Source organism: Longimonas haloalkaliphila (genome assembly GCF_055379825.1).
On record NZ_AP043948.1, the window covers coordinates 837922 to 862082 of the forward strand.

Below are 24161 nucleotides of genomic sequence, written 5' to 3' on the forward strand. Positions count from 1 at the left end.
CCGCCTTCGGGTCGAGAGATCGCATTTCGGCAGCAGGGCCTGCAGCCATCGGGGAATTACTCCCGGACGGCTGCAGGCTTATCTGTTGGGGAGGGGGGCTCGATTGCGCATCTCCGTTTAAGAAATACGCAAGAGCATATCAGCTATTTTGCTGTCGAATGTACTCTAATCTCTGAATGTGATCCTCAAGAGCTTGTTTGATCGCTGAATAGAACGGTGTGATTTCAGAACCGCTTTCCCGTTTCAAGCGTCGAAGCCGAATCTTAGCTTTGCGATACGAGAGCGAGTAGTTTGGTCCGAGAGTGCCTCGCACAGCGCTGCGCCGGTATGAGCAAAGAGTTTTGTGATTTAGGTTGAGTTGTCGAATCGTTGTTTGAGCCGCTATGTCGTCGTCAGATGTAGCCTCAACGGATCCGTCTTCATTATAGCAAAGCCGCTGTTCACAATGGTTTGAAAGCGGAGATACAAACAGAGCTTTGTCTCTGGGAGGAGGCCATGTCTCTTTGTAGACCGCCCCATAAAGTGTTTCTGATTTCGTGTTGGGTTCCGGATAGCACGCCACCATATTGGTGTAACTGACCTCTTCATCAGGCGTGCAATGCGTTTGCGCTTTCAGGTGCTCGATGTGGCTAGAATCTTCCCAGATGCGCTGTTCGGTGTATGCATCAATGCGGCCTTGTTCATCGAGAAGTGCCTGCTGTATTGTAGCGCGAAGCCCCGAGTCAATGAGATCGTATCCGAAGTTGGGGTCGTTGCTGTACTGATTGCGCCATTCAGTAAGGTCAGTCGGCTCAGGGGCTTTCTGGATCTGCTTCATCGGCCAGAGAACGGAGGTTCATAATGCTCGATTCAAGACGTACGACGTCGGGATCGTCGCCGTGGAGTAGGGTGCGGAGTTTTTTCAACTGCTGACGCGCAGTCTCAAGATCGCCTACATGAAGTGCATTTTCAACGCGCTTTATTTGATCTTTTGCATCGGCAGGGCGCTCTGTCGTATCCATGAGCGACTCCAGAATCCAGTTACTATCCAGTCCATATGCCTGCTCGGGGCGATGCACCTCAATTCCCTGTGACGTCCGCTTCAGATGGGTAAGTGCAGAGGGATCCACTTCACTGATGATTTGGGGGGAGTGCGTTGTCGTAATGAACTGGACTTGCGGAAATGTGCGCCGGAAGTCTCGAACGATATGGCGCTGCCACGTTGGATGCAAGTGCAGATCGAGCTCGTCGATGAGCACAACGCCGGGCGTTTCAGAAAGCGCCTTCTCTCCCAGATGAGGGTTTAAGCGCGCCATCCGCGTAGCCAGGTCGCCAACGAGAGTAAGAGTCGTGCGTTGTCCATCACTCAAGTAGTCCAGCGGATAGACCTCGGTTCCGCCAAATACGACTACCACTTCTTCGCGCTGGGGAGAATAGCGGAGGTCGGTTGCATCCTCCACCATTTGAGTGATTGCTGCGCGCACAAGGCGATATAAGGTAGAGGAACTGCCCTCTTCCCACGCGATGAGGCTTTGGCGTTTCATCCAAGCCTCCAATGCTTTTGTATCGAGCCGCTTATCGATACAATCGCGGTATCCTACAAAGCGCGACAGATGCTTTTTGTCAGGCGTTGTCTTGCGGCGTTGCGTACGACGCGGCTCAAGGTACAACCGGGATGTGCTATAGTAGGCTAATACAGGAAGTGTTACGTTATCTCCTTCCCGCACGCGTCGGTCCGCTTCTTCAGCGCATTCCCGAATAGGCGCTGCATCTTTCCGCGTTGTTTTTCCATGGGGGCCATTTAGCGAGCGGCTCCATACAAGTGGGTATTCGGTTCCATTCGATCCGTCAGTGGAAACCGTTCCGCGTGCTTCAACAGTAACTGGCCACTGCTCTTCGAAAGTAAACTCTCCGGCATCGAAGGCGCGCCCCACCATACGTACGTCGTCGTTTCGGATTCCAACGGCATGACGATCCTTGATCCCCAAAAACCAACTCGCGATCGCAATACGTGCGGCTTTGAGCAACGCACTTTTCCCGGTTCCATTTTCACCAATCAGCACATTGAAGTACGGACTGATATCAAATTCATGATCGGCAAAACAGCGAAAGTTTCGAACGCGGAGTGTGTCAAGACGCATGATGTCCGTCCAGTTCGGAGTAAGCCATCGTTAAAAGATGCCCTGTAGGGTCAGGTCAAATCCACTCATGTCATGGTTAGTAGTTTCCAGCGTGCTGGTTTTGCTCCAGGGTAACGCGTTAGAACATATCAGTAGATAAACATCCTGCATGCCAAGAAGCCCCCCTTCAACACGTCGAATGAATCAGCGCGCCGGTGGGCTGTTCGGTGCACAGTTCGTTGTAGCGCTGCACGGCCAGTTCGGTGTCTAAAACGTGCACATTGATGCCTTCTTCTTCAAGAAAAGCGAGCGTCTCGTCTTTCACTTGCAGACGCTCGTGGAAGCCCTGCGCGAGAACGACCGCTTCGGCGCCGTGGTCGAGGAGTTCGCGCACATCGGCGGGCTGAATGCCGGGCGAATGCGAAGTGCCCGTCTCGTTCCAGTCCCACCCCCGCGCGCCGCCCGGATACAGCTTTGCATCTTTGAACGGTTCGGGGAAGCCCTCAACGGTAACGCTGCCCCACGAAACAGACGTGATTGATGGTGCTCTGTGCGTAGCCATAATGCGTGTGTTGCACTGTCTAACAGATCGTCGCCGTTGCTACAAAAACCGGCCGGACGCCGCAAAGGATTCGCGGGGGCCACACACGTTTCGCCTCCTCTCCGAACTATTGCACGCCTACAACCAAACGTGCCGATGTGCAGGCATGCTACACATCGGCACGGAATTGGTAGCTGAGATACAGAGACAGATCCCAGTAATCCGCTTCTATCAAAGCGGTTTGCTAAAACGTGAAGTACCGTACGGAGGGCTTCATCATGTGCTCAGCGATGGCGGGCGGCTGGGCGGTGCCGATGCCTTCGATCAGGTCCGACGCGTCGGCATCGGTGTTAGGCAGGTAGATCGCGCAGACCTCAACGGTGCTGCCCTCGTTGAGCAGGCGCTGCAAGAGCTGCTGTGGGGTGCGGTCGGCAGGCTGAAAGACCGGGAACTCCTCGTTAGCCAGGGCGAGGCGTCCGCCGTCGCCGCAGAGAAGCACGCGCACCGAGGCACCCTGGTTGAGGGATTGGTTGGCGAGCACCATCGCCATCATCTGGGTCTGGGCGTCGTCGGAGGTGACAACCACGAACAGCTCGTCGGGGTCGTTGGCCTGGGCTGTGGTCATCGATCCGAGGAAGAGACCGGCAACAAGAGTTGCGCAGAAAGCAAAATATCGCATGGGGGGCAGGATAAGCTGAGGAAGAATGCTTGTAGTTACAAGTATTCTATTCCTATGCCTGCATATAAGTTGCCGGATCTGGCTATGATTGGTGTGAAAAGGAAGCCGGATCGCATCCACCTGTTCTACAACAGACCGGTAGCTGCTATACTGCAAGCAGCCGATCGGCCAGGTCGTGCAGGTCGGTTGCAGTGTAGTCGGGGGGGGCGGAGAGCGGGTCGGGGACGACGCCGCTGCGAAGGAGGAGCGTAGCCGGGCAGCCTGCGCGCATAGCGCCGGCCACATCCCACGTGTGGGCGGCCACAAACCCCATGTCGCAGGCGGACACCCCCAGCACATCCATGGCCATGTGGTATGGGTCGGGGGCGGGCTTCAGGCGGCGGACGGCATGTGCAGAGAGGATCTCGTCGAAGAACGGGGTGAGTCTGGCGTGGTCGAGCTGAACGTGAAGTACATCGGGGGCTCCGTTGCTGAGGGCCGCCAGCCGCAGGTCGGCAGCGGCCAGGCGTTCCAGGGCGTCGGGGACATCTGGGTGCGGAGGGAGCCGGCGCACGGTGTCGAGAATGGCACGACGCTCCGCCTCCGAGAGCGCTCTGTCGTGGCGGGCGGCTACCATTGTGAGTGCGGCATTGCCAATCTGACTGAAGTCGGCATACGTATCCAGCACGGTTGTAACCAGCGCAGACTGCAGTACCTGAGCAAACCATTCGGTGCGTACGTTGGGCGTGTCAAAGGCAGCGTCGAACGGCGCGTCGAGGGCACTAAGGTCGAGCAGCGTTTCGTTGACGTCGAATACGAGCGTGGGCACCATGGTAGCAAGAGGGTCACGAGAAGAGCATGTGCTCAAAAATACACCTCTCGAAAATACATAAAGGCTTTGTGGGATGCGACTTTTCTTTCATGCGCTATTTCTGCACACTGCCATGTAGCTCTCCATGTTGACAAATAATTGGTAGCACATGACAGTCGCTGCACCCTATCGTCTCTTCTGGCGCTACTTCATCGTTCTCATTGTGTGTGTCGGGGCTCTGCTTGCAAGCAGTGGGACGCAAGCCGTGTGGGCACAGAGCGATTGGAGCGTAAGTTCGCATCTGCGCACCGGCTATTACGGCACCTGGGGAGAGGCGCGCGACGGCGCGGACATCGACGATCATTCGCTGTCGGGACGGTTCCGTGTGCGCACGTCCTGGCAGCCGGTACCATGGGGGAGCCTACACGGCTCGGGGGCCATCCGCTTTGCCTCCACGCAGTCCGGGTGGATCGTGCGTGGACCCGGCTACTATCCGGGAAGCGGGGGCTATACGGCGGGCGACATTGGGATCGACGGGCTGTTTGCGCGCTGGCAGCCTAACAAGCAGTGGCAGGTGGATGCGGGGCGCCTGCGCCTGGGGCTGGGCCTGCCCGATCTGATGGGGCGCGCACTGCATCGCAACGACGGGTCGAACATTGCTGTGCAGTGGACCGACGGCGTGCATGTGCAGCACCGCTTCACATCGCACGAAACCGCACACGTGGCAGCCTTTCACACGCCAAGTCCGCCCACCACGGCCTTCCGAAGTCCGCTACGGTTCACCGCGTCAGGGAGCAGCATCGGGGGGTTTGGGCTGGTCGAGAGCACGCGCCCGGTCGGTCCGCTCGTGCATCACGGACTGCATGTGAGCGTGCTTCCGGCGGCCGCGCCCACGGGGCCGGATCGCGAGAAGACGTACGTGGCGGTGTCGCTTCACAGCATGGCCGAGCGGGCCATCGGAGACGAGGCGCGTGTCGCCGTAGCGGCCGAGGTGGGGTGGGTGCCGACGCCGCTTTCGAATGAGGTGCTCGGTCTGGATCCGAATGCTACGCTGGACCCGATCGGACTGCAGGCCTCGCTCAATCTGCTCGACGTAGGCGGGGCCCACTCGTTTGCAGTGCAAGGCGGCCTGAACAGTCCGCACTGGCTCATCTCGACCGACTTCCGCCCGAACGACTGGATGACGGAGGCTCGCTACTACTGGCGCTTCCACGAAAACTTTCGGTTCGACGTGCGACTGCGCCTGCGCCAGGAGCGCTGGCAGCAGGTGGGGGCCGTGCAGCGCCGCACCCAGTACGATACGTACATCCGGCTAAATATTTACCTGCCGTAGTGGTGCTGGTTTGCCACAGCACGCTGTGACGGTACGCTGTGACGGTACGAGGCCTTCCATACTGAACGCACCCCTTCCTTGCGTCCTCGTCGCGATGCTCCGCGTCCTTCTGTTTCCGCGTGTTCTCTTTGAAGGAGAGCGGGGGGGGGTTCTTGTGCGCGGTGTCAGATGGGCTGGCGGCAGGCGTTGCGATCCCTCCGCCGGGGACGTCGGGATGACAGCGAGATAAAGGAGGCTGCCCACTCGACTGTAGCTGCTGAGCGCCGAGGAGATGGTTCGGCGTGCTCCAGGCTATGCCCGTCGCGTGCACTCTAAAAGCACTTTTTCCCTGCGGTCAGGGCGCTCTGTTAGACTGTCTACAGCTGTTTTTGCTTACTATGCGGGATGTACCTCGGGCTCCAACCGTTCGGGGTGGTCCAGATACCACTGCACCGTCTGCGTAAGTCCGGTGTGGAAATCGGTAGTGGGTTGCCAGTCGAGCCCCTCGCGGGTGGCCGAGGCGTCGAGCGCGTAGCGGTAGTCGTGTCCCGCCCGGTCGTCGACGAACGTGATGAGGTCGGCGTAGGAGCCATCGCCGGAGCGCGGGTGTTTCGCATCCAACAGGCCGCAGAGCATGTGCACCAGTTCGATGTTGCGCAGTTCGCGTCCGCCGCCTACCAGGTACGTTTCGCCGGGCGTGCCATGGGCATAGGCGTGATGCAGAGCCCGCGCATGGTCGTCCACGTAGATCCAGTCGCGCACGTTGGTGCCGTCGCCATAGACGGGAATGGGGTCGCCGTTCAGCGCGCTGCGCAGCACCACCGGAATCAGCTTTTCGGGGTACTGGCGGGGGCCGTAGGTGTTAGAACCGTTAGTGATGAGGGTGGGGAGTCCGTAGGTGTGGTGCCAGGCGCGCACGAAGTGGTCGGAGGCGGCCTTGCTGGCGGCATAGGGCGAGCGCGGTGCGTAGGGCGAGTCTGGTTGGAAGCGTCCTGCATCGCCCAACTGTCCGAACACCTCATCGGTGGAGATATGCACAAACCGGAAGCGCGATTGCGCCTCGGCGTCGAGCGACTCGTAGTGTGCGAGAGCGGCTTCGAGCAGGCTTACTGTGCCTTGCACGTTGGTTGTTACGAACGGAGCGGGTCCGTCGATGGAGCGGTCGACGTGCGATTCGGCGGCCAGGTGGAGCACCCCTGCAGGCTGGTGCGTTTCGAACACCGCCTGCATCGCTTCGGTGTCGGCGATGTCGGCCTCGACGAGCGTATGTCGGGGATGCGAACGGGCGGGGCCCAGGTTGCGCGGGTCGCCCGCGTATGTGAGGGCATCCACCGTAACGAGGGAATGGTCGGTGGCATCCAGCAGGTGGCGCACCAGCGCCGACCCGATAAACCCGCATCCGCCTGTTACAAGCAACGCATCAGACATAAAAATGCAAATCAGATTCAAAGGTTAGCGTATTTGTTGACGTGGAGACGCAGTGCCGCTGCGTCTCCACCGCTGCGTCTCCCAAACAGCCCTTCGCACATCACCCCACAAACCGGTCGACCCATGCCATCAGTTCCGGGCGGCCCAGGAGCCATGCGCTGCCCAGGTACACCACGATGTACGTGCCTCCTACGAGGGGAGCCACGGCCCAGATGGACGCGCCGGCGAGGAGTCCCCATACGCCAAGTGCCGGAAGTGCCGACGCGATCGCGAGTCCGGTGAGCGTCGCCATAGTGCGCCCGTCCACGAGCGAAAGGGCGGGCAGGTGAGCGCGAAGCGTGCGGCGAAGCAGGATAAACTCAACCCAGGCGCCCACGCTGGCCCCCACGCTGAGTCCAAGCGCGCCCAGAAAGAGCGGGTTGTCGGTCGCGACGGGTATCAGGTCGGGCACGGCGGTTGTATCCAGCCAGAGCATAAGCGGCACCGCGATCGCGGTTGAGATCACCACGCGCACCACCGCCAGCCGGGCGGGGGTTGTGGCATCGCCCAGGGCGTAGAAGGCGTTTTGCAAGAGGCGCGACACGGTGGTCGCCAGAATGCCCAGTGCGTATCCCCCCAGCACGATGTAAACAAGCCAGTTGCTCTGCGCATCGAACTGACCGGTGCGCAGGAGCAGGCCCACTACCAGAAACCCGAAGCAGAGATAGCCCACGACGGTGGGGATGGTGAGAAAAGCGATCTGGTGGATCGAGCGGCGCATGCGCGTGCCGAAGGTCTTGGCGCGCTCGACGGTGAGGCGTGAGAGCTCGGGCAGCTCAGAGGCGGCTACGGAGATGCCGAAGAGGCTGACGGGCAGCAGGTAGAAGATCTGGGCGTATCGCACGGCGCTCTGCGCGCCCACAGCGAGGAGCGAGGCCAGAAACAGATCGATGTAGCCCGAGATCTGCGCTACGCCACGTCCGGCCACGACCGGCCCAAACGCCCGGATGGCCTCGCGTACGCCCTCAACGCGGGTCGAGATCGAGAGGTAGAGCCGGTCGAGGTGCTGCCATACAAACGGCAGCTGGATGCCAAACTGGAGGAGTCCGCCTCCTATGGCCCCGAAGCAGGCGATAAGCAAAAGCTGCGAGAGCGCGTCGCTGGTGAGTCCGTCGGGGGCGCCGGGCATGCCACTGAGGGCGTAGGCACCGCCGATGAGCGCACCGATGATGGCGACGTTCCAGAGCGCTGGGGCCACGTACGGCACGAAGAACTGGCGGTGGCTGTTGAGGATGCCAAGGGCCCACGCCGAGAGCACCAGAATGCCCGCCATCGGGAAGATGATGCGCACGGCCTGCACGGCCAACTCGAACCGGTTGATGCTGAGGGTGCCTGCTGCCACGCGCTCCGCATCCCCCAGATAGCCAGGAGCGAGCACGGCCACGACTGGTTCAGCCAATGCAATGCCTGCCAGCACAACGAGCCCGACCACCACACAGAGGAGTCCGAAGATGGCCCCGGCAAAGCGGGCGGCGGCTTCGGGGCGGTCTTCGTCGATCAGGCGGCTGTAGACAGGAATAAACGCCGCCGAGATGGTGCCCTCGCCCAGCAGGTTCTGCAGCAGGTTGGGCGCGCGAAAGGCCACCTGCCACACATCGGCATGGGCACCCACGCCAAAGTAGAATGCTACGGCGCGCTCACGCAGCAGGCCCAGGATCTTGCTCACGAAGATGCCCAGCGCGACTACCCCCGCTGCGCTGGACGATGGCGACGCGTCGCTGGACTGGTCGTCGGCATCGGGAGCCTCCCCTGGAGACCCATCAGGGGCAGACGGTGGGGCCTCGTCAGCAGACATGAAACAGGGTGTTTAGAGCGAGCAGAAGCGGGCCGGGTGTGTGCAGGCGCATTACGTTTAAGCGATTTACTTCCAGGCGAACAGCTTCTTGGGCGCGAGTTCGCCATCAAGCAGCAGGTGGCTGAAGTAGCCCACGACCGCCGCCAGGTAGAAGGGGAGACCAATCCAGGGCGTTTCGGGCAGATTCAGGTAGGGGACGATGAGAAGGGGAGAAGGCACCAGCAGCATAGCCCACCAGGTGTGCGTCCAGCCCCGGTGTTTGCCTACAGCAGGTAGAATCGCGAAGAGCCCAAGATAGGCAGCCGCCTCGAAGCGTCCGGTGATAATCAGGTAGACGTCTACGATCAGAAACAGCCCGTAGAAGATACGTCGTCCCTTCGAGTCGATGTCTACGTCGGGCCAGAGTCCGAAGAGCACAGCCAGTACGAGCAAAGCGATGCTGTACATCAGGGTGCGGACGGGAGCGCCCGCTGGGTCGAGGGGAACAGGAATGAGCTCGACCAGCACGACATAGGCAAGGACAGCCGCATAGACAGCAAATGCGACCAGCGCGCCTGTAATGTGGCCTTTGTATCCAGGCATAGGAATGGGGAGGCTACTGCATAAACAAAACCAGCACTCAGGCGAACGTTCTGCCGGGCACGCGGCGTTCCGCACAAGCGGAAACAGGCTTAGGAACTGCTCGACGCGTCTGCATGCTCTGCGACGGCGCCGTGCATCTGCAGGTACTGCACGGCCAGCAGATAGCCTGCCGGACCGAGGCCACTGATCTGTCCCATGCACGCCGGTGCGATGCGCGACGTGCGGCGAAAGTCTTCGCGGGCATGAATGTTCGAGAGATGCACCTCCACTACCGGGGGGACAATCGCCTCGACCGCATCGTGCAGTGCAACCGACGTATGGGTATAGCCGCCGGGATTAAAGATGACTCCGGAAAAATCTTCTGCATGGGCCTGATGCAGGGTATCGATGAGCACCCCCTCGTGATTGCTCTGCGTCCACTGAAACGCGATATCCGGGAAGGTCGCTGAGATCTTCTGCTCAAGCGAATTGAGCGTTTCGGTGCCGTAATGTTCGGGGTTGCGGGTGCCCAACAGGTTCAGGTTCGGGCCATTCAAGACAAGAATCATACAGCCAGTGGCAGGTAATCAGTAGCAAGTAATCAGTAGAATGGGGAAGCGTACAGCAAGATAGCAGGCCCAGGGAAGGCGGGGCCGTGAGGCTGTTCACGAGGGGGCCGGCACGCAGAGCGTGAGTCCATCGTAGCCCAGATGAATACCGTCAGGAAGCTGGTTATTCTGCTCCGCGTGAAGCACGTCGTGCGTCATGTGGATGAAGTACGTATCGCGTGCGTCAATCCGTTCCGCCATGGCAATGCCTTCCTCAAACGAGAAGTGCGTAGGATGGGGACGCGGACGCAGCGCATCCAGTACCACAGTTTCAACGCCGTCGAGGAGGGCCAGGCTGGATTCGGGGATGGAGTTTGCATCGGTCAGGTAGGCAAAGGAGCCGATGCGCCAGCCGGTAGTAGGGGTGGAGCCGTGCTTCATGGGAACGGGCTGCACAGGCACGGCGCATGCGTCGCTGTCCCGGCTACTTATGGTGAACGAGGCATCTACCGAATGCAGGTCTACACGGGCTGCACCGGGGTACGGGTCATCGCCAAAGATGTAGTCGTACTTGCGTTGCAGGGAGCGCGCTGTATTGGCATTGCAGTAGCACGGCATGGGGCGCCGGTTACGGTAGAAGTACGGCCGCAGGTCATCAATGCCGGCGGTATGGTCAAAGTGGTGGTGGGTGAAACACACCGCATCGATACGGTCGATATTGTGCTGGCGCGCCTGCTGGCGGAAGTCCGGGCCCGCATCCACAAGAATGCCCAGCGGACCCGCCTCGATGTAGCAGGCGCAGCGCAGCCGGTCGTCGCGCGGGTCGGTTGAGGTACACACGTCGCAGTCGCACCCGAGAACCGGAACACCTGTTGACGTGCCTGTGCCCAGTAGCGTGATACGAAGGTCAGGCAGAGACGCGTCAGGAGGCATCGGCATCGGGCAGTTCGGTGGAGGCAGGCAAGGGACTGTCGGGGGCGGCATCGCGCCAGGCATCGTGCAGGGCGTCGCGTACGGCGGGCTTCAGGTAGATGGTGTCGAGGGGCGCGTCGCGGAGGCTACGGGCCAGTACGGCCAGGCGCACTTCCTCGGGGTGGCGTTTGTTCAGCATAATGACAGTTTGGTTACCCACCTGGCAGCGTCCGCCCTTGAAATTGCCCTTCTCTACGCGCACCTCCATCCCCATTTGCTCGGCGGCGTCGATAAGTTCATTGATGATGGTCGCCGTTTTCATGAGAGACTGTAGACCTAATGCACGGGTAGACCTGATGCTCCGGCAGCGATACAGACTCCCGCAGTGCTGCCGTTTTGAGGAGGCATGGTATGCATGCGGGAGTGTGAATCATGCGGGTACAGCGGGATGCGAACGCATCAGGCCTCTACGAGGGTGGTGCCGGTATCGGCCTCTTCGATGGCGAACGAGAGCGGTGATACGGCATCATCTGATTCGAGATGCACACGCACGAAATGCTCCATGAACCAGCGTGTTGGATAGCTGGGGATGGCGCGATTCAGGTAGGCTGCGAGAAACGGATGCACCCGAAGCGTAACGGCGCGATGCTGGGCTGCGTGTTCGGCCACCCAGGTACCGAGGGCATCGACAACCTCATCGGCCGGGCGTGTTGCCTCAGCGCCGTGCTGTACGCGCTCACGTTCGGCCTGTTCGACCTTGCGGCGGAGCCGTTTGGCTTCTTCGGCTTGCTTGTCGCGTTCGTCCTGGGCTGAACGCGCCGCCTCACGAGCCGACTCGGCTTCGCGCTTCGCCTTATCGCGCGCTTGCCTGGCCTGCTCATGCGCCGACCGCTCCACATTGAGCGTTTTTCGAATTTCAGCAAGCTCTTCTTGCAGCGAAGCAATCTGCTCCTGAGCCTGCTTATCCGTGCGAGCCTCAGAGCGCGATGAAGAGGTATCGGCGTCTTCTTTGAGCGTTTCCAGTTTAGATTCGCGCTCTTCGAGCCGCTCCCGGGTTTTCTGGAGCCGGTTTTCGAGCCGCTGCATGCGCGAATCGGCTTCGCGCAGCTGCTGGCGGTACTTGCTGACATCGGAGTCGTCGCTCAACGCGGCTCCGCTTGAAGAAGCGAAAGACGATGTAAGGCTGGGCCGCAAGCGCTGACGTGTAATCTCGACCAGTCCGAAGTCGCTCATGGGCAAGACTTTCGTGACTGCGCGGTCGTCGTCGAAGCGGTTTTTTAGTTCATCGTAGACCTTTTTTCGGGCCCCCTCATCCCGCAGGTCAATGAAGTCAACGACGATGATGCCCCCGATGTCGCGTAGGCGCACCTGCCGGGCGATGACGCGCGCTGCCTCAAGGTTAACGGCAAGCGAGTTTTCCGCCTGCGACTTCCCCCGTCCAGAGCGCCCTGAGTTGACGTCGACCACGTGCATGGCTTCGGTCTTTTCAATGAAGAGGTAGCCCCCTGAAGGCAGTTCAACGCGATCTTTGAAGGCGCGGTCGGCTCCCTGTTGGATGCCAGCGGCTTCGAACACCGGGTTGTTGCCACTATGGTACTCAACGCGCGACACCATAGACGGGGCTACGGCGCGAACGTAGCTTCGTACGCTGTGGAAAAGCGCTTTGTGGTCAATGAGAATGCGGTCGTAGTCGTCCGAAAACTGGTCACGTATGATGGAAGATGCCATGTCCACATCCTCATGGATGAGGGTGGGGGCGTTTGACGCCTGTGCGAGACGATTTTCAACGCGGCGCCAGCGTTCCAAGAGCAGGCGCAGGTCTTTGTCGAGCGACTTCGCATCGCGTCCTTCTGCGACGGTGCGTACGATCACCCCAAACCCATCAGGCACGAGGCTTCCGGCAAGCGCTTTCAGGCGATTGCGTTCCTTTTCCTTCTCGATTTTGCGAGATACAGCGACCACCTTCGAGAGCGGCACCAGCACCAGAAAGCGACCGGCCATTGACAGGTCGGTTGAGATGCGGCTGCCTTTGTTCGAGATTGGTTCCTTCTTAACCTGCACCAGCAGTCGCTGATTGCGGCTCAGGTGTTTAGTTGGGTCAGGGTTCTGGTCGTGCAGGTTGTCGGGCAGGCTGACCGTCTCGACCTTGGGGGTGTTCTGGTTGAGAAAGTTTTTCAACTGCGGTAGATTCTCCGACAGATCTGAGAAGTGGAGGAACGCATCCTGTTCTTGCCCGATATCGACGAACGCAGCGCGTATACTGGGCATAACGCGGCGGACAATCCCCAGGTAGAGATTGCCGATCGTGCGCTTGTGTTCGGCATTTTCAATGTAGAGTTCGGCGAGTTTGCCGCTTTCTACAATCGCAATGCGGGTTCGATTATCGGATACATTGACTACTATTTCTTTGGACATAGGGCGGTGTGGGCCGCGCCGCGCTATGCGCTCTCGGGGTCAGGGAGTGGGAAACCGTGTGAGGTATAGGCAACGGGAAAAACATGGAGCGTGTAAGAGGGATCTCATGCAAGTTAATCGTGCAGTGCTAAGCTATCGACCGGGTAGGCGGGTGCCCGTGGCACGCCGCGTGAACGGAAAGACAGAAAGACGCTCCATGTTCAAGTTGTATAGACAGAAAGAATCCGTGACCATCCGATTGAGCGCGCAGTGCGCGTGTACACGGACAGCTAATGAGCGAGGGATAACGAAGTATGGGGAAGCTGCATCGCAGCTTGTAAGGGCGTGGCACAAAGCATGTGCCGCTGTATTTCTAAGAGAACCTCGGCAGGCCTTTTGCTAAAGAGCGGTCCGCAACGCAATCCACGGCTGCGGGCAGGCACCGGCCGGAAGTTATCTGAGATATGTACGATGCGTGCAGTACAGACGCGTGCAGTACAGCAGTCAGTACATATCAGTGCAGTATATGGGCGCCGTAACGGTTGGTAATGATAAATTACGACGTGATTGCGTATCGATCTCCCCCGCAAAATGATCCCTTCGCGGTTTCCGAGCACCAGTATGTCGCAAAGTGCTGCGTTTGAGGTGCGAATTGGACGCTATGTATTGTCTTTAAATAGAAATTCTTTCACATAGCAGTTCTTTCTTCCATAGTATGCATATGCATTAGTGTAGCACACAACGGCACAGTGCGAAAGTCGTCGTATACGGCGTAGCTGCAAAGTCAATGTGTGTCTGTAGTTTCTGCAGTTTCTGCGCAAACGATACGGAGGATTCTAAAAAGCGATGCGCCTGCACAACAACGATTATGACGACGGTACCGCCAGGGCACAAGCGCGGTGTCTTCGTTTCCAAGATTACTGCTCCGGGCGCAGCAAAGCAACGGACGTAGCGTGACAGCCTCTTGTAGAGCGGTCTTCTGTAGAGCAGCACATATGTCCGCGACTTGCGCAGCGAGTAAGTTCTTTCACAGCAAAATGTACGAACGCAGCGTTTATGTGGCTTGGAAGCGCTTGTAGTTCGGTCACGGTGCGCGTAACACGACGTGACCGATACGCACAGCATGGTGCGCGATGACTACAAACTGATAGACGCAAACTGATGGATGCAGCAACGAAAACGTCATTCTGGATTCTGTGTCCACGTTGAAGGGACGCCCCGGATGGCGCCCCGCATGCGTTGCTGAACACGCTGCGCATCGCCAATTCCTTCTAACGATAACAGCATTGCACATATGGCTAACAAAAATGGATCCGAAAAAGTCCGTGGATTAGAGGGCGTCATTGCGCTATCCTCGGAGCTCTCGTCGATTGATGGCGAAAAAGGTAAGCTGGTTTACCGGGGATACGACATTTATGACCTGGCAGAAAACGCCTCATTTGAAGAGGTCGTCTATCTGCTATGGAACGGTGATCTTCCGAGTCAAGGCGAACTCGACTCCCTGAAGCGCGACCTTCGCGCAGCGCGTGAGCTTCCCGAGCCGGTTATCGATATTCTGCGCAAGGTGCCAGATGCCGCCCATCCCATGGCGGTGCTCCGTACCGCAGTATCGGCGCTTGGACTATACGACGATGAAGCCGACGCCGACACGCCTGAGGCGAACCGCCGTAAGGCAACGCGTCTGATGGCTCGCACGCCGGCAATTATCGCTGCGTATGCTCGCCTGCGCGACGGGAAAGAGCCTGTGGCGCCGCTCAACGAAGCGTCGATGGCGTTTAACTTCCTCTACATGCTCAATGGGGAGGAGCCGGGAACAGCAGCAGAGGACACCTTCGATACCTGTCTCGTGCTGCATGCCGATCACGGCTTGAACGCATCGACCTTCACCAGCCGGGTGATTGGGTCAACGCTTTCAGACATGTACTCGGCCGTCTCAGGAGCTATTGGCGCTCTGAAAGGACCGCTTCATGGCGGGGCAAACCGCGAAGTGATGCGGATGCTACTCGATATCGATGAGAAAGGTGCTGACCCGGTCGATTACGTAAAGGATAAGCTCAAGAACAAAGAACGTGTGATGGGCTTCGGGCATCGCGTATATCGCACGATGGACCCCCGTGCCGCGATCTTGCGTGATCGGGTGAAGGCACTCAGCGAAGAGCGTGGTGCTACGAAGTGGTACGACTACAGCATGGCCATCCTGAATACAGTGAAATCCGAAAAAGGATTGGACCCCAATGTCGACTTCTTCAGCGCTTCGACATACTATATGATGGGATTAGATCCCGATCTCTTCACTCCGATTTTTGCACTAAGTCGCTCCGCCGGGTGGACAGCCCACCTGCTTGAACAGTGGACAGACAACCGGCTTATTCGTCCGCGTGCTGCCTACGTCGGAAAGATGGGGCGTACGGTAACGCCAATCGGTGAGCGCGCATAGGCGATAAGTGCCGATGTTCGTACACGAACAAGCTCGTAAGCGAACATGCACAACCAAGCTGTTCACATCAGGTGCTCTGTAGGTCTATTCTGCAGAGCATCTGGTAGTGGTTATAATCTTTACATGCAGTGCTTCGGTCACGAAACCTTTACAGTTGCGACTTCATATGTATTAGTGTGATGTACATTACAGGGCCCGCTGACTGCGTTCGGCACGTTTCTCTTGGCACGTTCACGTCGCCGCATCCTGTACAGCATGCTTGTTCAGATACAGCGCGTCGCATGCGTCCCAATCGAAGAAGAAGTTCAAGACACGCTGCACCATTACCCTTAGCATCGTTCTCTCTCTTGCCTTATGGCTGTTGACACCTTAGAAAAAGCGGCGGACTCCGCATCCGCCCAAGCCGTCTCTCAAGACAGTCGCTTTCAACGCTACCGCATTCGCACAGGCATGTTTGCCTGGATGGCGCACCGGCTAAGCGGCGTCGCTCTGGTTGTGTACCTTGTGGTACACGTCTGGGGACTGCGTGCGCTCACCGACCGGGCTGCCTTTAACGAGCTCATTGCGGGCTATCACGCTCCGATCTTCAAGATCGGGGAGTTTCTGCTGCTCGCGGCTGTGGTGTACCATGCGTTAAACGGCCTCCGCATTGTGCTCATTGACTTCCTGGGGTGGAGCCCCAACCAGAAAAAACTCTTCTGGTCGCTGGGCGCCGTCGCCGTCGTCCTCATTGGCGTAGGTGGCTATCCTACGATCTACTCGCTGCTTGACTTTTTCTTCCTGGCGGGATGATCGGTGTCGGGAATACCTCGATACCTGCCCTGCACTCTCTCAGCCCCTTCTTCCGACTCGACGATCTGTTATGGCACGTGCTGCTTCAAAATCAAACGCTCAAAACTGGTTTCTGCATCGCATTACTGGTACCTTCCTGATCTTCATGCTGATCACGCACTTCTGGGTGCAGCACTACGATCAGCAGACAGCCAGTATATCGCACAGTGTGCTTACGACGGAGCAAATTGAACAAGGTGACCTCCCCGAATATGAGGAAGCTGCTGCTCTGGCTGTAAAGGAACGCTTTGGCGAAGACGCTGAAGTAACACCGTACGATGTCGTGATGCTGCGCCTGGCCGATCCGGTATACGCGGTGCTCTGGAAGGCATTCAACATTCTGTTTCTAATTGTTGCCTTGCATCACGGCTTTTACGGACTCAATAACGTGATGGCCGACTACATACGAAACCCGATGGCTCGTAAGACAGCTAAGGTGCTTTCGTGGTCATTAGCACTTGTTCTACTGGTCATTGGCATGTACTCTGTGATCACCGCTGGGTGGTAGTATACGCCGCTGCCTGGGCCTCCTATTTCTTTGACTGTTTCCGCTCATTTGTCCCTTGTAAACCATGACATTTACCCACGATGTCGTTATTGTTGGTGCCGGCGGAGCGGGCCTCATGGCCGCGCTCTACGCTAAAGAAGGCGGTGCCGACGTCGCCGTTGTCTCAAAGCTCCATCCCCTTCGCTCGCACACAGGTGCTGCCCAAGGTGGCATCAGCGCTTCGCTCGGTAACGAAGAGGAAGACCACTGGTTGTGGCACGCCTTCGACACGGTGAAAGGGAGCGATTACCTGGGCGACCAAGACGCAATCGAAGCGCTCTGCAAAGATGCGCCCCGCACGATTGTTGAACTTGAGCACTACGGCGTACCCTTTAGCCGTAACTCAGAAGGTACCATCTCGCAGCGTCGCTTTGGCGGACACACGCGCAATTTCGGCGAGTCGCCCGTACGCCGGGCCTGCCACGCGGCTGATCGTACAGGCCACACCATTCTGCATACGCTCTACGATCAGTGCACAAAGCAGGGCGTGCGGTTCTATGATGAGTTTCAAGTGCTCGACCTGATCATGAACCCCGATGGGGAATGCTCAGGTGTTGTTGCTTATGAAATTCTGACCGGTGAAGTACACACGTTCCACGCTAAAGTCGTCTGCTTCGCCACAGGTGGATACGGACGTGCCTTCAAAACCACGTCGAATGCGCACGCTGGCACAGGCGACGGCATGTCCATGATGCTGCGCGCCGGTGTTCCGCTTGAAGATATGGAGTTCGTGCAGTTCCATCCAACTGGGCTCTACCGGCTCGGCATTCTGATTACCGAGGGGGCACGCGGCGAAGGCGGTATCTTGCGGAATTCAGAAGGCGAGCGGTTCATGGAGCGTTATGCGCCAACCGTGAAAGACCTGGCGCCGCGCGACATGGTGTCGCAGTGTATCTATAAAGAGATTCGCGAGGGCCGTGGCGTAAATGGAAAAGACTACGTCAATCTCGACCTCACGCACGTAGCCGATGAGGTGCTCGACAAGAAACTGCCCGAGATCTCTGAGTTCTCGCGTACCTACATGGGGGTAAATCCCAAACAACAACCAATCCCGGTTGCCCCAACGTGCCACTATGCGATGGGGGGCATTCCAACAGATGCGGAAGGGCGCGTTGAAACGAAAGAGCGAGGCTCTTCCGTACCCGGATTGTATGCAGTGGGCGAATGCGCTTGCGTAAGCGTACACGGGGCCAACCGCCTCGGAACCAACTCACTGCTTGAACTCGTCGTCTTCGGTCGTCGTGCAGGCATGCAGATGGCCGAAGAGGTGCGTGGTGGTAAATCCTTCGCCGCGCTGCCCGACAACCCGGAGAAAGAGACGCGCGACCTGTTGGATAGCCTGCTTGCAAATACGACAAGCGACGGTGAGCCAACGGTTAACGTGCGTACAGACCTACAGGAGACCATGATGGCAAACGTCAGCGTCTTTCGCACTGACGAAACGCTCTCAGAAGCCCTCGGCGACTTGGAGCAGCTACGTAAACGTGCCCAAAACGTGGTCGTAGAGGATAAGGGCAAGAAGTTCAACACTGACCTGATGGATGCTGTCGAGATTGCGTTCATGGTTGACTATGCCGAGGCCATTGCAGCCAGTGCACACCATCGCACTGAAAGCCGGGGGGCCCACTCGCGTGAGGACTTCCAGAACCGAAACGACGACGACTGGCTTGAGCATACGCTGTTCTACAGCGACTGCAACGGCGAGTACGAGTTTGCCGACAAAGATGTGGTTATCACTCGGTTCGAGCCCAAAGAGCGTAAGTATTAAACCCATTCACCGGGAAGAAGCACAAGCGAGACGGGCCCCAGGCCGGTCTCTCTGTTCCCTACAACACATCCAGACCTATTTATGGCGACCACCAAAGCAAAAAGCCGGGACACTGCAGCAAAAGCCTCTGACGATAAGGGCACCAGTACGGGCGGTTCTGATATGACGCTCAACGTAGAGATAAAACGCTACAACCCTGAGGTCGATGATGCACCGCACTGGGAATCGTATGAGGTTCCGGCCGATCCGCTTGACAGTGCGTTGTCGCTGCTACTCCATGTGAAGTGGCACATCGATGGCACGCTCTCGCTCCGAAAAAGCTGTGCACACGGTATCTGCGGCTCTGATGCGATGCAGATCAACGGTGAAAACAAGCTGGCATGCTCGGTGCTCGTGCAAGACCTCGTGAGCAGCGATGGCGAGACAGTGCGCTTTGCCCCGCTTCCTGCAGCGCCGGTCATCAAAGACCTTGTGATTGACCAGAGCCGCTTCTTTGAGAAGTATCGGGAGGTCAAGCCCTGGCTTATCAATGATAACCCGGCGCCCGAGCGTGAACGTAAGCAGTCGCCCGCCGAACACGAAATCATTGAGGAGGCAACCAAGTGCATCATGTGCGGTGCGTGTACACACGCCTGTCCGAGCACCTGGGCCAGCCCAGATTACCTTGGTCCCGCTGCCATGCTCAAAGCCTATCGGTACACGTTCGATACACGTGACGATGGTACCGGTGAGCGCCTTGATGTCGTTGACTCGGAAAACGGGCTCTGGAAATGCTACACCATCTTTAACTGCAACGAAGCCTGCCCGAAAGATATCGACATTACACGCTGGCTCTCTGCCCTAAAGCGCCGCTCGGCAGTCACCGCGTAACGGAGACATCGGATATAACGAAGTTCTCCTTCTTTCACGTAGCATCTTGGCACAGCGCCCCATCTGTAATGCGCAGATGGGGCGTTCGCCGTTCATATCCAGAAGGCCTGTCGCTGTGACTCTGCTGCACGCATCACGTGAGCGGAAACCCGCACGTACACCGTGCATTTGTGCGCAGGCATGTACTACCTCGTGCTTCCCATTACGCTCCTATGACCGCCCCGCCCCTTTTGTTAGGGATTGAAACCTCGTGCGATGATACCGCCGCTGCCGTGCTGCAAGGGCACAACCTGCACTCAAACGTGGTGTCGTCTCAGCACGACGTGCACGCCCAGTATGGAGGCATCGTGCCGGAGCTGGCTTCACGTAACCACGAACGCTACATCGGACCCGTAGTCCGGCAGGCACTGGAAGATGCGGGGGCTTCACCGGTCGACATAGATGGAGTTGCTGTGACACGAGGGCCCGGACTACCAGGGGCATTGCTTGTCGGACTTAGCTTTGCCAAGGCCTTCGCGAGTGCTTGCGCGTGCCCCGTCGTTGGTGTCAACCATCTTAAAGGACACCTATACTCAACCCATGTCACAGCGTCGGGTCCTGAAGCACCCTTTGTGAGCCTCATTGTGTCTGGGGGGCACACGCAGCTCGTTCATGTGGAGCCCGACCACACATACACGGTGCTGGGACAAACCCGAGACGATGCTGCTGGGGAAGCCTTCGATAAGGTGGCACAACTCCTCGATCTGGGGTACCCGGGTGGCCCCGAGGTAGACCGCCTGGCACAACAAGGCGACCCCGCTTTCCATGCATTCCCCCGCTCCAGGTTTGACGACCTGTCGTTCTCGTTTAGCGGGCTCAAAACATCGGTTCTCTACTTTCTGCGCGACATCCCCAAAGACGAGAGAGCAGCATTCATAGAACGGCATCGGGCCGACATCTGTGCCTCATTCCAGCAGGCCGTTGTCGATGTGTTGGTGGATGCGGTACGCCAGGCCGTTGCACAGACGGGCGTGCGCCACGCTATAGTCGTGGGGGGCGTGTCAGCCAATAGTGGGCTGCGGGCCGCGCTCAACCGGTTTCAGGAGGATGCAAACGTACGTATCCACCTGCCAGAGCGTCGCTTCTGCATGGACAATGCGGCCATGATCGCAGCTGCAGCCCGTGCCAGTTGGGGAAGCACGCCTTCGGAGCCGAACCTCGACATCGATCCTCGTCTTTCGTTATCCTAATTTTCTTTTGTACCACCAATGACTTCCCAAAACGATAAACCGTCGCTCAGCGAAAGCCTGGAGCACGCTGCACAGTTCTCTGATGCCCTTCCCCCCCTTCCTGACGAGCTGGGAGCCAGCGACCTGGCTCCATGGCGCGACCGCATTGACGCAATCGACAGCCAGCTGGTCCGGTTATTGAACGAGCGAACCGCGTATGCTCACGTTATCGGAGCGATCAAGAACGAAATCGGGATGCGCGCCTATGTGCCCACACGCGAAGCCGAGGTCATGGAGAACGTGATTGAAGTCAACACCGGCCCTTTCACTGATAACGCCATCCGCCGGATCTTTGAGAAAATCGTCGAAGAGACGCGTGCGCTTGAGCAGCGGACATACGAAGGAAAGACGGACTGATACGCCTGCCTACTGTCGTAACACGAGATACACAGAAGTATGAGTAGATGGATGCCGTGGGCGCTTGGTGGCGTCCTGTGCATAGCCGTAGCCGCGGCTGCGCTGGTTGGAGTCGTCTCTTTTTCGGGCAACACACCCGTATTTGAGGGCGAGCGGACCGTAAAGCTGCCCAGCGGAACGACGTTCGATGCAGCTGTCGATAGCCTGGAGCAGGCTGGGGTCATCCGGTCTACCACGACATTCAAATGGTTCGGCACTGCAACTGGATGGCGCAACCAGGTAAAAGCCGGTCATTACGCGTTTGAGTCGGGCGCATCAAACTGGGAGATTCTGGATCGCATCCGAAAGGGACTGCAAGAGCCGGTGCGCGTTACCATCCCACCGGGCATGCGTCCTGAAGTGGTGGCTCGGGTCGCGGCCCGGCACATGGACTTTGAGGCAGCGGCCTTTGAGGCTGCACTGCGTGATACGACGCTTGCTGCTGAGCTGGGAGTTGCCCCGGAAGACCTATTCGGGTACATGCTACCAGAGACTTATCACTTTTACTGGCAGACGCCCGTTGAAACGGTCGTGCGGCGTGTCAAAGAATCGTTTGATTCGTTCGCGGAGCGCGAGTTGAGTGAGGGACTCCACGAGCAGGGTCTTACAACACGAGAGGCTGCTATTCTCGCTTCAATTGTTGAATGGGAAACGGGAATCGAAGATGAAAAGCCCCGCGTGGCTGGGGTCTACCTTAATCGTGTAGACCGGGGCATGCCGTTACAGGCCGACCCCACGGTGCAGTATGCCGTGCTCGAACAGGAAGGATCGAAGCGCCGCCTCTTTTTTGCAGACTACGAGATCGAACACGCTTACAACACATACCAGTTTCGCGGTCTGCCTCCGGGTCCGCTCACCAACCCCTCGCCTGCATCGCTGCGCGCGGTCGCCTATCCTGAGTCACACAGCTACCTCTACTTCGTAGCTGATGGTACGGGCGGACACACGTTCAGCCGTACGCTACGGGAGCACAACCGGGCTGCTCAAGAATACTACCGCATCATGCGTGAGCGCCGCGCACAGCAAAGCCGCTGAGCTGTGCACTATCTGGCAGCGCGCAGCCACGTAAAACGTTGACCGGCGCTAAGAGCCTGTTTGGGCTTTGGTTTGCAGTCCAGCGCCGCCGCTCGGAGCCCAAATTGAGAAATAAAAACAGGTTCTAAAACCGATAGCGCATGCCCAGCTTGAACACGTTGCGTATCACGTCTTCGCTGATCTGCGGGGCCTGTGCAATATTGCGCTCATCGGATACTTCGACATCGCCGTAAGGGCGAAAGGCATCGTTGAAGCGCTCCTGCATCCATCCAAAGTCCAGCATAAGCTGCGGCCCAAACTGATAGCTGAGCCCACCAGACAAGAAGGTGCGATCGCCGCGTGTGCCGTTGGGGTCTGGCTCGGGCTGGTAGGCGAGGCCAGCACGTAGCGTAAGGTCGTTGACGTCGAAGGCAGCGCCGAAGCGAGAATTGACCGTGACGTCAAGATCGCGAATGGCCCGGTTAAGGGTGGTGAACCGCTCTCCGCTTGCACGGATGTCGAGTGTCGACCAGTCAACAACTTCGAGGTCGCCAGCCAGCGTGAGCGGACCCGTAGACAGCTCGCCTCCTAACGACACGCGCCAGGGCGTACGGACCTCGTACTCAAATTCAAAATCATCGAGGCGTCCGGCCGAAAGGGGGCTGCCCTCGTTGAAGAAGGTTTCGATGCGCGTGCCAAAGGTCTCGGTAATCGTGTAGTACACGGGCGTGGCGAAAGAGACGCCGAGTTTCAGGTTGGAGACTGGAGCGACAGACGCCCCGAAGCGTCCGCCAACGCCAGCAAGGTCGGCATCAATCGCCTGTTCAAAGGTGAGCGCATCGAATCCCTGAAGCAGCGTGCCATCGTCGAGCAGCACATCGTATAGATCGTTTGTGTGCGTGTTGTTGACGTCGACCTCTTCGTAGATGCGATCGAACGTGTATGACCCAAACGTAATGATTAGCGAGCCGCCGAGCATGACATTGGGAGCTACCTCAACAGCGCCTCCAAAACTGGCATCGTAGAGTCCACCGGTCTCGATAAGGTCTTCGCGCTGCTCAACGTTCGTATCGAAGATCGGACCGGGCGCAACGGCTTGTATGTATTCGCCGTCGATGAGCTCAATGGCGCCGGCATCGAAGGCCAGTTGCTCGATACGTGTAAGATCTGCGGCATTGGCCGGAGGCAAGAACGTATCGGTGATCGAGCTCTGGGCGTTCAGCCCTGAGGCAACGAGGGTGCGGTCGAAGCTCCGCGTGCGATTGATGGCACCACCAACGGTTAAAGCGCCCTGGTCTGTAGGAACGCGATACGTGAAGGCAATATTTCCGATGCGATACTCCGTCTGCGTACGTTCGAAAGGACCCGAGAACGTGCCATCAGGGGAAAGGAAGTCCCCTTCGTTCGTCGTGAAATCAGCAGCAAGCCCGCCGGCGACAGAGGAAGTGGTTGCCCATCCCAGTCCGGCCGGATTGCTGGAGAGCGCCGTGTATGTAGCGGTGCCGGCGGTCGCGTTGGCACCGACCCATCCGAGATCGTGTGCACCGGTAGCCGGAGAACGCTCGCTGTAGCGGAGTACGTCGTCAAGGGTCTGAGCGGAAACCCCGGGCGACCACGCAACGCTGAGAAAGAAACCAAGCGCCAGAAGGGAAGAGCAGATGCGGTACATGGCAAGTGGAGGCAAGAGAGCAAACAACGGAATGAGGGAGCAACCCCTAACTGTGTACCCATAGCCGCCTTGCTACGGAAGTAAGTAACGTGGCAGGGCGCAGGTTTCGCATGGATACGTCCTTCCTGCGGTCGGGGCGCGCCGCTGGCCTCCTTCATCAGCCTCTGCTCACCATAACAGGCTTCGTGGGAGGATGATTACAGGACGATTATCAAAATGAGAATTGACACAGCAGTAAGTACGTCCAGCAACGCTTTTGTGTT

The 24161-nt window shown here is 58.3% G+C and carries 22 protein-coding genes; 9 read left to right on the plus strand and 13 right to left on the minus strand.

Annotation, left to right across the window (positions count from 1 at the left end; genetic code table 11):
* Positions 1-139: 139 nt before the first annotated feature.
* From ACZ48V_RS03285 to ACZ48V_RS03305, 5 genes are all read right to left on the minus strand, one after another.
* Positions 140-817 carry a retron system putative HNH endonuclease gene (locus ACZ48V_RS03285; protein WP_464541560.1) on the minus strand — a complete coding sequence of 226 codons (678 nt, stop codon included), beginning with the start codon at positions 815-817 and terminating at the stop codon, positions 140-142.
* A complete protein-coding gene (locus tag ACZ48V_RS03290) occupies positions 792-2120 on the minus strand; it encodes an AAA family ATPase (protein ID WP_464541561.1) in 1329 nt (442 codons plus the stop codon). The genes ACZ48V_RS03285 and ACZ48V_RS03290 overlap by 26 nt, the downstream gene beginning before the upstream one ends.
* Positions 2121-2286: 166 nt before the next feature.
* Positions 2287-2661 (minus strand): Mth938-like domain-containing protein, encoded by a 375-nt coding sequence (locus tag ACZ48V_RS03295; RefSeq protein WP_464541563.1) that lies wholly within the window; start codon positions 2659-2661, stop codon positions 2287-2289.
* 223 nt (positions 2662-2884) lie between these two features.
* Entirely contained in the window at positions 2885-3319 is a 435-nt protein-coding gene (locus ACZ48V_RS03300) for a DsrE family protein (RefSeq protein ID WP_464541565.1), read from the minus strand.
* 145 nt (positions 3320-3464) lie between these two features.
* Positions 3465-4130, minus strand: coding sequence for a haloacid dehalogenase type II (locus ACZ48V_RS03305; protein WP_464541567.1), 666 nt, complete (start codon positions 4128-4130; stop codon positions 3465-3467).
* Between the two features lie 148 nt (positions 4131-4278).
* On the opposite strand from ACZ48V_RS03305, the gene ACZ48V_RS03310 reads away from it, so the two are divergent.
* Entirely contained in the window at positions 4279-5442 is a 1164-nt protein-coding gene (locus ACZ48V_RS03310) for a hypothetical protein (RefSeq protein WP_464541569.1), read from the plus strand.
* A 375-nt stretch (positions 5443-5817) separates the two neighbouring features.
* Here the strand turns inward: ACZ48V_RS03310 and rfbB are convergent, their stop codons facing one another.
* The 7 genes from rfbB to ACZ48V_RS03345 all read right to left on the minus strand — a co-directional run bounded on the left by rfbB (position 5818) and on the right by ACZ48V_RS03345 (position 13119).
* Entirely contained in the window at positions 5818-6849 is a 1032-nt protein-coding gene (rfbB, locus tag ACZ48V_RS03315; RefSeq protein ID WP_464541571.1) for a dTDP-glucose 4,6-dehydratase, read from the minus strand.
* Between the two features lie 100 nt (positions 6850-6949).
* On the minus strand, positions 6950-8683 hold the full coding sequence (gene murJ / locus ACZ48V_RS03320; protein ID WP_464541573.1) for a murein biosynthesis integral membrane protein MurJ: 1734 nt from the start codon (positions 8681-8683) through the stop codon (positions 6950-6952).
* A gap of 66 nt (positions 8684-8749) precedes the next feature.
* Positions 8750-9265 carry a metal-dependent hydrolase gene (locus ACZ48V_RS03325; protein ID WP_464541575.1) on the minus strand — a complete coding sequence of 172 codons (516 nt, stop codon included), beginning with the start codon at positions 9263-9265 and terminating at the stop codon, positions 8750-8752.
* Positions 9266-9354: 89 nt separating this feature from the next.
* The gene (aroQ, locus tag ACZ48V_RS03330; RefSeq protein ID WP_464541577.1) at positions 9355-9813 is read right to left on the minus strand and encodes a type II 3-dehydroquinate dehydratase; all 459 of its coding nucleotides are present in this window, start codon (positions 9811-9813) and stop codon (positions 9355-9357) included.
* Positions 9814-9909: 96 nt separating this feature from the next.
* Positions 9910-10725 carry an MBL fold metallo-hydrolase gene (locus ACZ48V_RS03335; RefSeq protein ID WP_464541579.1) on the minus strand — a complete coding sequence of 272 codons (816 nt, stop codon included), beginning with the start codon at positions 10723-10725 and terminating at the stop codon, positions 9910-9912.
* On the minus strand, positions 10715-11026 hold the full coding sequence (locus ACZ48V_RS03340) for a hypothetical protein (RefSeq protein WP_464541580.1): 312 nt from the start codon (positions 11024-11026) through the stop codon (positions 10715-10717). The genes ACZ48V_RS03335 and ACZ48V_RS03340 overlap by 11 nt, the downstream gene beginning before the upstream one ends.
* Before the next feature lie 137 nt (positions 11027-11163).
* Complete coding sequence (locus tag ACZ48V_RS03345) at positions 11164-13119, minus strand: Rne/Rng family ribonuclease (RefSeq protein ID WP_464541582.1); 1956 nt, start codon at positions 13117-13119, stop codon at positions 11164-11166.
* A 1273-nt stretch (positions 13120-14392) separates the two neighbouring features.
* Between ACZ48V_RS03345 and ACZ48V_RS03350 the strand changes: the two genes are divergently transcribed.
* From ACZ48V_RS03350 to mltG, 8 genes are all read left to right on the plus strand, one after another.
* Entirely contained in the window at positions 14393-15535 is a 1143-nt protein-coding gene (locus tag ACZ48V_RS03350; protein ID WP_464541584.1) for a citrate synthase, read from the plus strand.
* 354 nt (positions 15536-15889) lie between these two features.
* Positions 15890-16327, plus strand: a complete 438-nt coding sequence (gene sdhC / locus ACZ48V_RS03355; RefSeq protein ID WP_464541586.1) for a succinate dehydrogenase, cytochrome b556 subunit — start codon at positions 15890-15892, stop codon at positions 16325-16327.
* Between the two features lie 70 nt (positions 16328-16397).
* A complete protein-coding gene (locus tag ACZ48V_RS03360) occupies positions 16398-16874 on the plus strand; it encodes a succinate dehydrogenase hydrophobic membrane anchor subunit (RefSeq protein ID WP_464541588.1) in 477 nt (158 codons plus the stop codon).
* Between the two features lie 64 nt (positions 16875-16938).
* Positions 16939-18681, plus strand: coding sequence for a succinate dehydrogenase flavoprotein subunit (gene sdhA / locus ACZ48V_RS03365; protein WP_464541589.1), 1743 nt, complete (start codon positions 16939-16941; stop codon positions 18679-18681).
* Between the two features lie 162 nt (positions 18682-18843).
* A complete protein-coding gene (locus ACZ48V_RS03370; protein ID WP_353563451.1) occupies positions 18844-19551 on the plus strand; it encodes a succinate dehydrogenase iron-sulfur subunit in 708 nt (235 codons plus the stop codon).
* 212 nt (positions 19552-19763) lie between these two features.
* On the plus strand, positions 19764-20780 hold the full coding sequence (gene tsaD / locus ACZ48V_RS03375) for a tRNA (adenosine(37)-N6)-threonylcarbamoyltransferase complex transferase subunit TsaD (RefSeq protein WP_464541591.1): 1017 nt from the start codon (positions 19764-19766) through the stop codon (positions 20778-20780).
* 18 nt (positions 20781-20798) lie between these two features.
* A complete protein-coding gene (locus ACZ48V_RS03380) occupies positions 20799-21176 on the plus strand; it encodes a chorismate mutase (RefSeq protein WP_464541593.1) in 378 nt (125 codons plus the stop codon).
* Between the two features lie 39 nt (positions 21177-21215).
* Positions 21216-22250, plus strand: coding sequence for an endolytic transglycosylase MltG (gene mltG / locus ACZ48V_RS03385; RefSeq protein WP_464541594.1), 1035 nt, complete (start codon positions 21216-21218; stop codon positions 22248-22250).
* A gap of 124 nt (positions 22251-22374) precedes the next feature.
* Here mltG and ACZ48V_RS03390 read toward each other — a convergent pair whose 3' ends face one another.
* Complete coding sequence (locus tag ACZ48V_RS03390; protein WP_464541596.1) at positions 22375-23913, minus strand: OmpP1/FadL family transporter; 1539 nt, start codon at positions 23911-23913, stop codon at positions 22375-22377.
* Between the last annotated feature and the right edge of the window lie 248 nt (positions 23914-24161).